General features: G+C 72.6%; 12 protein-coding genes and 1 tRNA gene. 3 read left to right on the plus strand and 10 right to left on the minus strand.

Going from position 1 to position 12,589, the window contains the following annotated elements; genetic code table 11:
• Positions 1–52: 52 nt before the first annotated feature.
• The 6 genes from DEJ34_RS12170 to serS all read right to left on the minus strand — a co-directional run bounded on the left by DEJ34_RS12170 (position 53) and on the right by serS (position 4,794).
• The gene (locus DEJ34_RS12170; protein WP_110911871.1) at positions 53–700 is read right to left on the minus strand and encodes a ScbR family autoregulator-binding transcription factor; all 648 of its coding nucleotides are present in this window, start codon (positions 698–700) and stop codon (positions 53–55) included.
• 91 nt (positions 701–791) lie between these two features.
• Complete coding sequence (locus DEJ34_RS12175) at positions 792–1,643, minus strand: helix-turn-helix transcriptional regulator (RefSeq protein WP_110911872.1); 852 nt, start codon at positions 1,641–1,643, stop codon at positions 792–794.
• Positions 1,640–2,407, minus strand: a complete 768-nt coding sequence (locus DEJ34_RS12180) for an SDR family oxidoreductase (RefSeq protein ID WP_110911873.1) — start codon at positions 2,405–2,407, stop codon at positions 1,640–1,642. Before DEJ34_RS12180 ends, DEJ34_RS12175 begins: the two co-directional genes overlap by 4 nt.
• A 79-nt stretch (positions 2,408–2,486) precedes the next feature.
• A tRNA-Ser gene (locus DEJ34_RS12185) sits at positions 2,487–2,571 on the minus strand.
• A gap of 85 nt (positions 2,572–2,656) precedes the next feature.
• Positions 2,657–3,526 carry an HAD family hydrolase gene (locus DEJ34_RS12190; RefSeq protein ID WP_110911874.1) on the minus strand — a complete coding sequence of 290 codons (870 nt, stop codon included), beginning with the start codon at positions 3,524–3,526 and terminating at the stop codon, positions 2,657–2,659.
• Positions 3,523–4,794 (minus strand): serine--tRNA ligase, encoded by a 1,272-nt coding sequence (serS, locus tag DEJ34_RS12195; protein WP_110911875.1) that lies wholly within the window; start codon positions 4,792–4,794, stop codon positions 3,523–3,525. Before serS ends, DEJ34_RS12190 begins: the two co-directional genes overlap by 4 nt.
• A gap of 139 nt (positions 4,795–4,933) precedes the next feature.
• On the opposite strand from serS, the gene DEJ34_RS12200 reads away from it, so the two are divergent.
• Positions 4,934–6,001 (plus strand): diacylglycerol/lipid kinase family protein, encoded by a 1,068-nt coding sequence (locus DEJ34_RS12200; RefSeq protein WP_110826056.1) that lies wholly within the window; start codon positions 4,934–4,936, stop codon positions 5,999–6,001.
• 28 nt (positions 6,002–6,029) lie between these two features.
• Here the strand turns inward: DEJ34_RS12200 and pheA are convergent, their stop codons facing one another.
• Genes pheA through DEJ34_RS12225 form a run of 4 tightly spaced genes read right to left on the minus strand, consistent with a single transcriptional unit; the run spans position 6,030 to position 9,938 of the window.
• The gene (gene pheA / locus DEJ34_RS12205; RefSeq protein ID WP_110911876.1) at positions 6,030–6,989 is read right to left on the minus strand and encodes a prephenate dehydratase; all 960 of its coding nucleotides are present in this window, start codon (positions 6,987–6,989) and stop codon (positions 6,030–6,032) included.
• Between the two features lie 39 nt (positions 6,990–7,028).
• Entirely contained in the window at positions 7,029–8,123 is a 1,095-nt protein-coding gene (locus DEJ34_RS15675; RefSeq protein ID WP_110911883.1) for a GNAT family N-acetyltransferase, read from the minus strand.
• 10 nt (positions 8,124–8,133) lie between these two features.
• A complete protein-coding gene (locus DEJ34_RS12220; RefSeq protein WP_110911877.1) occupies positions 8,134–8,631 on the minus strand; it encodes a hypothetical protein in 498 nt (165 codons plus the stop codon).
• Entirely contained in the window at positions 8,628–9,938 is a 1,311-nt protein-coding gene (locus DEJ34_RS12225; protein ID WP_284180684.1) for a molybdopterin-dependent oxidoreductase, read from the minus strand. Before DEJ34_RS12225 ends, DEJ34_RS12220 begins: the two co-directional genes overlap by 4 nt.
• Positions 9,939–9,992: 54 nt before the next feature.
• On the opposite strand from DEJ34_RS12225, the gene DEJ34_RS12230 reads away from it, so the two are divergent.
• Both DEJ34_RS12230 and moaA read left to right on the plus strand, forming a co-directional pair.
• Positions 9,993–11,459, plus strand: coding sequence for a glycosyltransferase 87 family protein (locus DEJ34_RS12230; protein ID WP_110910953.1), 1,467 nt, complete (start codon positions 9,993–9,995; stop codon positions 11,457–11,459).
• Positions 11,460–11,463: 4 nt separating this feature from the next.
• Positions 11,464–12,588 carry a GTP 3',8-cyclase MoaA gene (moaA, locus tag DEJ34_RS12235; RefSeq protein WP_258368257.1) on the plus strand — a complete coding sequence of 375 codons (1,125 nt, stop codon included), beginning with the start codon at positions 11,464–11,466 and terminating at the stop codon, positions 12,586–12,588.
• Position 12,589: the final 1 nt, after the last annotated feature.

The raw sequence follows: 12,589 nt of genomic DNA on the forward strand, positions 1-12,589 counted from the left end.
GGCTGCACGATGCGTGCCGTCGGTCGCGGTGGTCGCGCCCGAGGCGTCGGTGTCAGACCGGCGGGCAGGCGAACGAGCGGTCGACGACCGCCAGCAGGCGGGCGCGGTGGGCCGGGGCCACGCAGGCGTGGGCGAGCACGCGCCACATCGTCCCGACCGCCGGGAGCAGGTCCGTCCGGGCAGCACGGACGTCCGAGACGAGCTGCACGCCGGTGAACCACGGCACGACGGTGGCGCCGAGCGCATCGGCGCTGACGGTCGAGTCGACCTCGCCCGCCGCGACGGCGAGCCGGAAGACGTCGACGACGCTCGCGATCCACTGGTCGTAGAAGGCGGAGGTGGCGCCGGAGAAGACGCGGTTCTCGAGCGAGAGCCGGATGCCGGCACGCACCACGGGGTCCTCGAGCAGGAGCCCGGCGATCGTCCGCGACGCCACGACGAGCCCGCCGAGCGGTGAGGGGTCGGCGAACGTGACGGCGGCGAAGGTCCGGGCGTTCTGTTCGTGGATCACGCCGAGCGCGATCGCCTGCTTCGTCCGGAAGTGGAAGTGGATCGCGCCCTGGCTGACCCCGGCTGCCTTGGCGATCCCGGCGATGCTCGCGGCGCCGAATCCCTCGCGGTCGAACTCGACGGCCGCCGCGTCGAGGATCGCGGTCCGGCGGTCGGTGCCGCGTCCGGGCACGGAGGTCGGTATCGTCATGGTCTTCGTTCCCCCGTGGTCCCTGGTGCTGGGCGTGGACAGAACGACCGGTGCACGCCTGCGACAACGTTACCCCGGAAGCGAAGACTCCTCACACCAGTGACTGCGGCGGTGCCTCCTGCGTCAGCGCCGCGAGCAGCCCGAGCCGCTCGGCGCTCTCGCTCCCCGGGTCCGCGTAGTAGAGCACGAGGACGAGGCCCTCGACCGGCAGCTTGTCCCGGTGCAGGTGCAGCTCGCCGACGACCGGGTGGTCGACCGTGACCGACCCGCCCTCGAGCGCCCGGACGTCCTGACGCGCCCAGAGCTGCCGGAAGCGTCCGCTCGCGAGCGACAGCTCGCCCACGAGCTCGACGACCCGCTGGTCCTGCACGTCGTCCGCGACCGAGTGCCGGAACGCCCCGACGAACTGCGCGACCGCACGGTCCCAGTCGCGGTGGAACGCCCGCTCCTCGGGTTCGAGCAGCAGCGACCGCAGTCGGTTCGCACCGACCCGGAGTCGGGGCGAGAACGCGGTCGCGAGGTCGTTCGCCGCCAGGACGTCGAACGCGCGCCCCTCGATGAACGCGGGGACGTCGAGCGCTGCGAGGAGTGCGTGCAGCCGTGCGGGGACCCGCTCGGCGCTCCGGCGGAGTCGGCTCCGGCGGACGGGCTCGGCGAGGTGCCGGAGGTGCGCCTGTTCGACGTCGTCGAGCCGGAGCACGCGGGCGAGTGCGTCGAGGACCTGCGGCGACGGGTGCGTGTCCCGACCCCGCTCGAGTCGCAGGTAGTAGTCGGTGCTGACACCCGCGAGCATGGCGACCTCCTCGCGGCGGAGGCCCGGCACGCGGCGGAGCCCGCCGCCCGGGATGCCGGCCTGCTCGGGTGTCACGAGCCCACGTCGTGCCTGCAGGTACGCGCCGAGCAGGTTCGACGGGGCGTCGTCCGGGCCTCCGCCTGCGGTCATGCGGCCGTCCCGGTCCGGCCGGGCAGCGTCGCGAGCGCGCGCGACCGCTGCGCGACGAGGTCGTCGTAGGTGCCGTCGCGTTCCGCCCACCGGTGCATGAGGACACCCTGCACCAGGACCTCGTGCGGCGTCGGGTCCTGTGCCAGGAGCGTCATCACCTCGGCGCCGAACGCCCCGAGGTCGAGCGCGTTCGGGTTGCTGGTCCCCATGCTCGTGGCGACCGCCGGCGGCACGAGCTCGGCGACGTCGACACCCGTCCCGGCGAGCTGTGCACGGAGCGCCTCGCTGTAGGCGTGGACGGCCGCCTTCGAGGCACCGTACGAGGCCATGAGCGGGAAGGGCAGGAAGCCGATGCCCGAGCTCACGGTGACGATCGTGCCGCTCCCCTGCGCGAGCAGGTGCGGGGTGAAGGCGTCGACGACCCGGATGGTGCCGAGCACGTTGACGTCGATCGTCCGCTCGGCGTCGGCGAAGTGCGCCGGGTCGCGGAGGTCCTCGGGGAATCCGATGCCGGACATCGTGACGACGGTGTCCAGATCGGGCAGGAGGTCGAGCACGGAGTCGCGTGCGGCTGCGACCGACGCCGTGTCGGTGACGTCGACCGCCACGGTACCGAACCCCTCGGCACGGAGCTGGTCGAGCAGGTCGGTCCGGCGGCCGCCGATGACGACCGAGCTGCCGGCGTCCCGGAAGCGCCGGGCGAGTTCGAGGCCGATGCCGGAGGTGGCACCGACGATGACGACTGAGCGAGTGGTGATGTCCATGCCACGACGCTAGGTCGACGCTGCGGACGGTCCCGGGGCCCCCGGAGGACCTGTCAGGGCTGACGGACGGGGAACGGTGCGGAGGGTGTGGGATTCGAACCCACGAGACATCTCTGCCCACCTGTTTTCAAGACAGGCTCCATCGGCCACTCGGACAACCCTCCGTGACGCGACCACGTGGCGAGACGTGACCGCGTCCCGAGCAGTCTACCGGGCCTCCCGTCCGGCGGCGGAGCGCCCGCGCGCGCCTCAGCGGGGCAGGGTGTCGAGCGCCGCCGCGAGCCCGTCGTCCGTGACGCCACCGGTGATCTCGCTGCCGGCGTCGACGACGTCGTCCGGCGCCTGCCCCATCACGACACCACGGCCCGAGGTGGAGGCCCACCGCAGCATGTCGATGTCGTTGCGTCCGTCACCGGCCGCGAAGACACGGGAGCGCGGGATGTCGAGCCACTCGCGGACCCGCTCCATCGCGGTCGCCTTCGTGACACCCTCCGGCGCGATGTCGAGCCAGGCCGTCCAGCCGACAGTGTACGAGACCTTGTGCAGGCCCATCCGGTCGACGATCTGCAGGAACTCCTCGAGCCCGTGCTCCGGGGAGATGACGACGACGCGGGTGGCGCGGACCCCGAGCAGCTGCTCGAAGTCCACGTGGTCGCCGGACGCGGTCATGGTGTCGTCGGGGAAGTCGCCGGACAGCAGGTAGTGGCCGGTCTCGTCCTCGACGCCGTACGCGCCGTTCTGCAGGGCCCCGCGGATGGTCTGCAGGACCTCGGTCGGGTCGAAGGTCTCGACGTGGACGCGCTCGTACGCGCCGTCTGGGGTGCGCTCGAGCGTGAGCGCGCCGTTCGCACAGACGAGGTACCGCGGCTCGATGCCGAGCTGCTCGAGCAGCGGGACGGTCATGCCCTCGCTGCGGCCGGTGGACAGCATGACCTCGTGCCCGGCGGCCTCGGCGTCGCGGACGGCCCGGATGACGGTGTCGGTGACGACCCCGTCCTCGCGCATGGTCGTGCCGTCGATGTCGAGCGCGACGAGCCAACGCTTCACCCGCGCGGGCGCAGCGGCGTCCCGGCCCGATGCCGCGTCGGACCCGTCCACGAAGCCGCGTGAGGAGCTCATCGGGGCTCGATCACCTCGACGCCGCCCAGGTAGGGCCGGAGGACCTCGGGGATGACGACCGAGCCGTCCTCCTGCTGGTGCGTCTCGAGGATCGCGACGAGCCAGCGGGTGGTGGCCAGCGTGCCGTTGAGGGTCGCGACCGGCGCGGTCTTGCCGCTCTCGGTGCGGTACCGGATGTCGAGGCGGCGGGCCTGGAACGTCGTGCAGTTCGACGTCGAGGTCAGCTCGCGGAAGGTGCCCTGCGTCGGCACCCATGCCTCGAGGTCGTACTTCCGCGCGGCACTCGTGCCGAGGTCACCCGCGGCGGTCTCGATCACGCGGTAGTGCAGCCCGAGGTCCTGCAGCATCGACTCCTGGTACGACATGAGCCGCTGGTGCTCGGCGTCGGCCTGGTCCGGGTGGACGTAGGCGAACATCTCGAGCTTGTTGAACTGGTGCACCCGGAGGATGCCGCGGTTGTCCTTGCCCGCCGACCCGGCTTCGCGCCGGTAGCAGGTCGACCAGCCGGCGTAGCGGAGGGCCGGGTCGTCCTCGGACGGGAACTGCAGGATCTCGTCCGCGTGGTACCCGGCGAGGGCGACCTCGCTCGTGCCGGTCAGGTACAGGTCGTCGGCCTCGAGCCGGTAGACCTCGGCAGCGTGCTCACCGAGGAAGCCGGTGCCGGCCATCGTCTCGGGGCGCACGAGGGTGGGCGTGATCAGGGGCTCGAACCCGTGCTGCACGGCGCGGTCGAGGCCGAGCGACATGAGCGCGATCTCGAGGCGGGCGCCCATCCCCTTGAGGAAGTAGAACCGCGAGCCGGAGACCTTGACACCGCGGGCGATGTCGATGATCCCGAGGGACTCACCGAGGTCGGCGTGGTCCTTCGGCTCGAAGGCGAACGTCGGCTTCGTGCCGACGGTGCGCAGGGTGACGAAGTCGTCCTCGCCACCGGCGGGCACGTCCGGCAGCACCACGTTGGGGATGGCGCGGACGACCGAATTGAAGGTGTCCTCGGCGGCGGTGACGGTGGCCTGCGCCTCCTTGACCTTCGCGGCGAGCGCCTGCGCCTGCTGCACGAGCGCGGCCTTCTCGTCCTTCGGGGCCTTCGCGACGGTCTTGCCGAACGCGTTCTGTTCGGCGCGGAGCGCCTCGAACGCGGTGATGGCGCTGCGTCGCGCTGCGTCCGCGGCGACGGCCTGGTCGACGACGTCGACGGAGGCGCCGCGCGCCGCCTGCGAGGCCTTGATGAGGTCCGGTTCGTCGCGCAACAGCTGGGGGTCGATCACCTGCCCAGCTTACCGGGGAGCCGGTGGCCGATCGGTGGACGCACCGGACGGGAGGCCCGGCACCGGATCGACCCGCGCTCCCGTCCCGGACGTGGTCACGTTCCGGACCGCGCAGCCGGTGCCCGGTAGCGTTGACCGCATGTCGACGCCCTCGGAAGCCACCGCCGTGCCGGAGGACGCCCCTGCCACGGACCAGCGCACCGCCGCAGTCATCTACAACCCCGTCAAGGTCCACCTGCCGACCCTGAAGCGCACCGTGAACCGGTACCAGCGCGAGGCCGGCTGGTCGGAGACCAAGTGGTACGCCACGAGCGAGGAGGACCCGGGCGGCGGCATGGCCCGGCAGGCACTCGAGGCCGGTGCGGACGTCATCGCCGCTGCCGGTGGTGACGGGACGGTCCGCGCCGTCGCCGAGGTCGTGCACGGGTCCGACGCCGCGCTCGCCCTGCTGCCGAGCGGCACGGGCAACCTGCTCGCCCGCAACATCCCCGCGCCGATCGACGACCTCGGTGCCAGCGCGCACACGATCTTCCACGGCGAGGACCGCGAGATCGACATGGGCACGGTGCACGTCGAGCGCCCCGACGGCTCGCGTGAGCAGTTCGGCTTCCTCGTGATGGCCGGCCTCGGGCTCGACGCACGGATGCTCGTGAACACGAACGACGACCTGAAGAAGAAGGTCGGCTGGCTCGCGTACGTCGACTCGCTCGTCCGGTCGCTGCGGGACTCCGACGCCATCGAGTTCCGTTACCGCCTGGACGGCCAGAGCACCCGGTCGGTCCGCGCCCACTCGCTCATCGTCGGCAACTGCGGCATGCTGCAGGCCGGCGCGACCCTGCTGCCGGACGCCGAGATCGACGACGGCTACTTCGACGTCGTCGTGATGCGTCCGCACGGGTTCTTCGGCTGGGTCCGGATCGGGGCCCGCGTGTTCTGGGAGAACGCGATCCTCCGCCGCTTCCGTCGCTCCGCGCTCGGCAAGACCGAGATCGGCAAGACCATCGTCACGAAGACCCGCGACGAGCGTCCGCTGCGCTACCTGCGCGGCGAGGAGTTCACCGCGCGGCTCGAGCGTGCCGAGGAGTTCGAGATCGACGGCGACCCGGTGGGCGAGGTCCGCGCCTTCCGGGCGAAGATCGACGCGGGCGGTCTGACGGTCCGCGTGGCCGGACCCGAGGACCAGACGCGGGCGACCCGCCGCCGCTGACCGCGCGCGGGGGTGTCGGACGGGAGGCTCAGCCCGCGTCCGGCTCCCCGCTCACGATCGCGCGCAGCCAGTCGCGCGCCTCGACGAAGGCCTGGTCGGAGTAGCGGGGTGAGACCTCGGACCGGAGGCTGTCCGCACGCGGGTACGAGCCGAGGAAGGTCACGCGCGGGCTGAACCGGCGGAGACCGAGCAGGGCGTCCGCGACGCGTTCGTCGCGGACGTGGCCGTCCAGGTCGATGACGAACCGGTAGCGGCCGAGCTCGTCACCGATCGGACGCGAGGACAGCAACCCCATGTTGATGCCCCGGGTGGCGAACTGCTCGAGCATGTCGACGAGGGCACCGGGGTGGTCCGCGGGCAGTTCGACGATGACGCTCGTCTTGTCGGACCCGGTCCGCGGCGGGATCGCCAGGGTCTTCGAGACGAGCACGAACCGCGTGACGGCGCTCGCGTTGTCGCCGATCGAGTCGGCGAGCACGGCGAGGTCGTAGTGGTCCGTGATGCCGGGCGGGGCGACGGCGGCGTCCGCGGTCGGGTGGTCGTCGAGGAGCGCGGCCGCCGCGGCGACGTTCGAGGACGCCGGGATGTGCCCGTGGCCCGGCAGGTTCGCCTCGAGCCAGTGGTGCGTCTGGGCGTAGGCGACCGGGTGGGCGTTCACGGTGCGGACGTCCGACAGGGACGTGCCGGGGCGGGCGACGAGCACGAAGTCGACCGGGACGAGGTACTCCCCCACGATCCGCACGCCGGGGATCCGGGCGAGGGCGTCCTGCGTGGCGCTCACGCCGCCGTCGACGCTGTTCTCGATCGCGATCACGGCGCCGACCGAGCGGCCGGTCATGACGTCGTCGAGCGCCTCGCCGACGTTGTTGACGCTCCGCCAGGGCTTCCCGGCGGCGGCCTCGACGAGCTTGAGTGCCGCCTCGGTGAAGGTCCCCGCCGGTCCGAGGTAGCTGTAGGTCTCGGACGGGGAGTCGGCGGCCTGGCTCATACCGGCGAGCCTATCGGCGTGCGGTGCCCCGTCCGCCGCTCAGAGGACGAGCTGCATGGTGTCCGAGTCGCCGTTCCGTCCGACGGTCCGGAACCCCGCTCGTTCGTAGAGGATGCGCGCGCCGGTGTTGCCGTCCTCGACGCTCAGGCTCATCCCGGGCCACCCGGCGTCCCGGGCTGCGGCGACGAGCCGGGTGAGCAGCGCCGAGCCGATCCCGCGGCCGCGCGCCCGGGCGTCGAGGGCGAGGGTGAGCTCGGGGACGTCCTCGGCGACGAACCCGTACCCGGGGTCCTCGGCGGGCAGGTGCACCGCCCACGCGACGCCGACCGGCCCGTCGTCGTCGGTCGCGACGACCCCGAGGTCGGCGGCGCCGGGCCGCTCGGGGTCGAACGCGGCGGAGTAGTGGGCGAACTCGGGCCGGTCGAGGTCGGCGTCGGCGAACCGCTCCCCCGACCAGTTCATCGCGTCGAGGGTCGCCCGGCGGAGCAGGGGCACGTCGTCGGCGGTGGCCGCGCGGTACCCGATGCCGTCGACGGTGCTCGGCAGGGAGTCGTCGGCGGTGCCGGTCATCCGCGCCTCGCACATCTCGGTGGCGGCGACCACCTCGTCGCAGGACGCGCCCTCCGCACCGGCTCCGTCCCCACCGGGCATGTTGCTGACCGCGGCGAACCGGCCCTCGGGGTCGACCCGGGCGAGGAGCACGCGGGAGATCGTGTCGAGCTCGGCGACCTGCTCGTCGGTGAGCGCGTCGATCACCAGACGACGGGCGGTGCGGACGTGGTCCGGCGCGGCGGCGACGATGTGGTCGAAGCCGGCGTCGGTGAGCCGGACGTCGGTGGCGCGGCGGTCCTCGGAGGACGGGCACCGCGCGACGAGCCCACGCTTCTCGAGGCGCGACACGACGTGCGACAGGCGCGGGAGGGACGCGTTCGTGGCCGACGCGAGGACCGACATCCGCAGGGTGCGGGAGTCCCGCTCGGACAGCATCGCGATGACCATGTAGTCGAAGAGCGTCAGGTCGGCGTCGCGCTGGAGCTGCTGGTCGAGCGCTGCGGGCAGGAGTTCCATGACGGCGACGAACCCCATCCAGGCACGCAGCTGCTCACGGGAGAGCCAGGGCGTGTCGTCGGTCATGCCGCTCATCCTACGGAGAGGTTGTCGCTGCAACCACAGCATCGTCCGGACGACGCCGAGCGGTGACCACGCCGACCACGAGCGCGACCACGACGACGGCGGCGAGCACCCCCTCGACGACGAGCAGCCGCGCGGTGTAGTCGAATGGCAGGACCGTGGGGTTCTTGGTGCCCTGCGACTTCGCGACGATCTCGGACACGGCGACGAGCGCGAGCACGCTGCCGAGGACGACCGCGGCCTGCACGACCACGAGCACCCACGTGCGGAGCGTGCGCCCTGCCCGACGGAGCCCCGCGCCGACGGCGAGCACGAACGGCGACAGCACGGCGTCGTGGAGCACGACCGCGGCGAGCAGCCACACGAGCAGGCCGCCGATCCGGTCCGTCCGGACCGAGGTCAGCAGGACCCACGCCCCGAAGGCGATGACGAGCACGCCGACGACCACGAGGACGGTCCGCGCCACCCGGATCCGCCGGTCGGGACGCTCGGCGGTGGGGACCGCGCTCATGCGATGACCTCGATCCGTTCGATCCACTTCGTCTGCAGGACGCCGGGTCGTCCGGGGGCGATGATCCGCGCCGGGAACCCGTGCTCCAGGTCGAGCGTCGCACCGTTGAGCTCGAGGGCCACCAGGGTGGTCGGGTCGGCGGTGTACTCCGGCCCCATCTCCATCACCCGGTATCCGCCGTGCTGCTCCAGACTCGTCACCCGCACGCGTACGTCCGGGTCGGACTGCACCGCCGCGAGCAGGTCGCGCATCCGGACGCCCTTCCAGCTCGCCATCTGGCTCCAGCCCTCGACGCACGAGATCGGGAGCCGCGCCTCGGCCTGACCCAGGGCGACGAGTTCGGCGCGTGAGAACGTGCGGCTGACCGCCGGGCCGGCGACGGTGAGGGCCCAGTCGGCGGCGGTCGCCGTGGCGAGGACCCCGGCGGCACGAGCCGTCCGGTTCACCGGCAGCCCGTTCTGCCCGATGTGCCGCTGACGGGGAGCGAAGACGTTGAACGGCTCGGCGAGCACCGACGACTGGCCGGCCGTGAGGACGACGACGCCGGCCGTGGCCGCCGTGACACCCGCGATGAACCCGCGGCGGGCGAGACGCTGGCGCCCGCCTTCGGCGTCGGCGTCGGCGTCGGCGGCCGGGTCCGGTGCCGCACGGTCCGCGACCGGCGGAGCGCCGTCGATCCAGCGGTGGAGGCGACCGACGAACCCGCGGGACGTCGCGGCGGCGGGAGGGCGGGCCTCCGGGCCGGGACGGGCCTGCAGGGTCGGGTCGGGCAGGTCGCTGCCCACCGTCTCGTCCACGACGAACCGACCGTGCTCGTCGAACGCGTCCCGTGAGCGCCAGTACCGCGTGATGATGCGCAGCTTCGTGCCGATGTGCAGCACGAGCGAGCCGATGAGGACGTACGCGAGGGCGTTGTGGACCTGCCGGAACGGGAACGGCCACGGGTACCACTGGAAGGTGTTGAGCAGTCCGGTCACGACCTGGATGAGCGCGGCCGCCACGAACACCGCGATCGACAGCCGCTCGAGCCCGTGCAGGACACCACGCACGGGCGGTGTCTGGAGCAGCGCCGGCATGACGACGTTGAGCTTGGCGAGCAGCAGCGGGATCGCGGCGATGCCGGCGGTGACGTGCAGGCCCTGCGTGACCTGGTAGAGCTGCACCGGCCGGGTCGGGAAGCGCATCCACCCGGGCTGTTCCTGCAGCAGGTGGCTGTAGACCCCGGTGGCGAAGCAGACGAGGAACACGATCCCGAGCAGCCGACCGGTGACGACCGCCGAGCGCGCGGTGCGGTTCGGCGACGCCATCACGCTCCGTGCGTCCAGGAGGAGGCGCTGGACGCCCGCTAGCCTCGACGGACCATGAGCGAACGACTGCGCCCCGGCCGCCGACCCTCGACCGGGCTCGTCGCCACGCTGCTCGCCGTCGTGGGCGTGCTCGCGCTCGGCACCGTGATCGCCGTGGGTGTCACGCATCTGGGGTTCCTCCGGGAGGGTCATCGCTCTCCATTCGTCACCTGGACGCTCATCGCTTGGACGGTCTTCGCGGCTTCCGTGCTGGCGCTCAGGTTCGTGCCGCCGCACCTCGTGACGCGGATCGTGCTCGGTGGGGCGGTCGTGGTCGGCATCGCGGCCCTCGTCGGCCCGCCGAACACGAGCACCGACTCCGCACGCTACGCCTGGGACGGCATCGTGCAGCACGCGGGCGTGTCCCCCTACGCGCACACGCCGCAGTCCGAGGCCTTGGCAGGTCTCCGCCCGGAGTGGTTGTTCCCGGACAAGGTCGACGGCACGTGCAAGCCGCTCGAGCCGCGGTACCGCGGACTCGGGGACGGCGCGCTCGGGCACTGCACGGCGATCAACCGTCCGGACGTCCCGACGATCTACCCGCCGATGGCCGAGCTCTGGTTCGCCCTGGTCCGGGTCTTCGTGCCGGCCACCGCGCAATACATGCCGTTCCAGGTCGCCGGACTGCTCGTCTCGCTCGGCGTCACGGTCGGCCTGCTCGTCGTCCTCCGCCGGACCGGCCGTCCGACGTGGTGGGCCGCGCTGTGGGCCTGGTCACCGCTCGTCGCCGCCGAGGCCGTGACGAACTCGCACGTCGACGTCGTCGGGGCCGCACTGGCCACCGCGGGTGCCGTGCTCGTGGCCTTCGGTCGGCCGATCTGGGGCGGCATCGCGCTTGGTGCCGCGACGGCGACGAAGCTCATCCCGGCGATCGTCTACCCCGCACTGCTCGGCCGGTGGCGGAGCTGGTGGGCGATCCCGGTCGGCGTCGCCGTGTTCGGGCTGCTCTACGTGCCGTACGTGCTCTCGACCGGGCCGAAGGTGCTCGGGTACCTGCCGGGCTACCTGTCGGAGGAGGGCTACGAGGACGGCTCGCGCTTCGCCCTGGTGGCGGAGGTCCTGCCCGGCGACGCGGCGACGATCGCCGTGGGCCTGATCGTCCTCGTCGCGGCGGTCATCGCCTGGCGACTGTCGGACCCAGCGAACCCGTGGTCCGGGCAGGTGTTCATGATCGGCGTGACCTTCCTCGCGGTGACCCCGCGCTACCCCTGGTACGCGCTGCTGCTCATCCCGTTCGTGGTGCTCTCCGGCCGGTGGGAGTGGCTGTCCCTGACGCTCGCCATCGCGCTGCGAGGGGTGTGGCCGTCGGTCGTCGCCTACCGGTGGTGGCTGCTCGCCGCGATCGCGGTCGTGCTCGTCGTCACCCTCGTCCGCACGCGCCGCGAGGACTGGCTCCGGTGGCGGGACCGCCTGCTCGGCCGGAGTCCGGGAGCCCCGGTGCCCGCCGGAGACGCGAGCCGCGGTCCCCGCGACGTATCCTGACGACATGCCGGCCCAGATGCTCCCCTCGACGGGTCTGTTGAGCCGTGTGCGCCCGGGAGCGACGGACACCGCGGTGCACCCCCTGGTCGCACAGTATCCGGGCCTCCCGCCCCGGCCCGACGGCGACCCCGGCCTGGTGGACCGGTTCGGCCGGTACGCCGTCGACCTGCGGGTGTCCCTGACCGAGCGCTGCAATCTCCGCTGCACCTACTGCATGCCGGCCGAGGGTCTGCCCTTCGCGCCCGACGCAGCGCTCATGTCCGCGGACGAGATCGCCCGGCTCGTCGGCCTCGGGGCGCGCGAGCTCGGCATCCGCAAGGTCCGCTTCACCGGTGGTGAACCGCTCCTCCGCAAGGACCTCGTCGACGTCATCGCGCGGTGCGCGGCGGCCCACCCCGACCTCGAGCTGTCCCTCACCACGAACGCGATCGGACTCGCGGGTCGCGCGGCAGCGCTGCGAGCGGCCGGATTGCACCGACTGAACGTCTCGCTCGACACCGTAGACCCGGACGTCTTCGCCGAGGTCACCCGGCGCCCGTTCCTCGACCGCGTCCTCGAGGGGATCGCCGCTGCGGCCGACGCCGGCCTCGGGGTGAAGATCAACGCGGTCCTGCTGCGCGGGGTGAACGACCACCTGGCGTCCGAGCTGCTCGCGTGGTGCCTGGAGCGCGGCCACGAGCTGCGGTTCATCGAGCAGATGCCGCTCGACCCCGGGCACGCCTGGGACGCCACGACGATGATCACGGCCGCACAGATCCGCGACCTGCTCAGCGCCGACCACGTCCTGACCCCCGACGATGCCCCGCGGAACGGCGCTCCGGCCGAGCGGTACCGGGTGCGGTCCCGGGCCACCGGCGCCGACCTCGGGACGGTCGGGGTCATCGCGAGCATCACCGAGTCGTTCTGCGGCGACTGCACGCGCACCCGGCTCACCGCTGACGGTCACGTCCGCAGCTGCCTGTTCTCCGACGACGAGACCGACCTGCTCGGCCCCCTGCGTGCGGGCGCCGACGACGCCGACGTCCTGGACCGCTGGCGGCGGGCGATGTGGGCGAAGCCCCGCGACCACGGCGACGACACCGACGGCCTCGTGCACCCGACCCGGGGCATGAGCGCGATCGGAGGATGAG

Source organism: Curtobacterium sp. MCPF17_050 (assembly GCF_003224435.2).
GTDB lineage: Bacteria > Actinomycetota > Actinomycetes > Actinomycetales > Microbacteriaceae > Curtobacterium.

What these genes read in the sequence shown, in the direction of transcription:
- DEJ34_RS12170 (WP_110911871.1), bottom strand. Translation starts at nt 700, where the DNA reads ATGACGATACCGACCTCCGTGCCCGGACGCGGCACCGACCGCCGGACC.
- DEJ34_RS12175 (WP_110911872.1), bottom strand. Translation starts at nt 1,643, where the DNA reads ATGACCGCAGGCGGAGGCCCGGACGACGCCCCGTCGAACCTGCTCGGC.
- DEJ34_RS12180 (WP_110911873.1), bottom strand. Translation starts at nt 2,407, where the DNA reads ATGGACATCACCACTCGCTCAGTCGTCATCGTCGGTGCCACCTCCGGC.
- DEJ34_RS12190 (WP_110911874.1), bottom strand. Translation starts at nt 3,526, where the DNA reads ATGAGCTCCTCACGCGGCTTCGTGGACGGGTCCGACGCGGCATCGGGC.
- DEJ34_RS12200 (WP_110826056.1), top strand. Translation starts at nt 4,934, where the DNA reads ATGTCGACGCCCTCGGAAGCCACCGCCGTGCCGGAGGACGCCCCTGCC.
- pheA (WP_110911876.1), bottom strand. Translation starts at nt 6,989, where the DNA reads ATGAGCCAGGCCGCCGACTCCCCGTCCGAGACCTACAGCTACCTCGGA.
- DEJ34_RS15675 (WP_110911883.1), bottom strand. Translation starts at nt 8,123, where the DNA reads ATGACCGACGACACGCCCTGGCTCTCCCGTGAGCAGCTGCGTGCCTGG.
- DEJ34_RS12220 (WP_110911877.1), bottom strand. Translation starts at nt 8,631, where the DNA reads ATGAGCGCGGTCCCCACCGCCGAGCGTCCCGACCGGCGGATCCGGGTG.
- DEJ34_RS12225 (WP_284180684.1), bottom strand. Translation starts at nt 9,938, where the DNA reads ATGGCGTCGCCGAACCGCACCGCGCGCTCGGCGGTCGTCACCGGTCGG.
- DEJ34_RS12230 (WP_110910953.1), top strand. Translation starts at nt 9,993, where the DNA reads ATGAGCGAACGACTGCGCCCCGGCCGCCGACCCTCGACCGGGCTCGTC.
- moaA (WP_258368257.1), top strand. Translation starts at nt 11,464, where the DNA reads ATGCCGGCCCAGATGCTCCCCTCGACGGGTCTGTTGAGCCGTGTGCGC.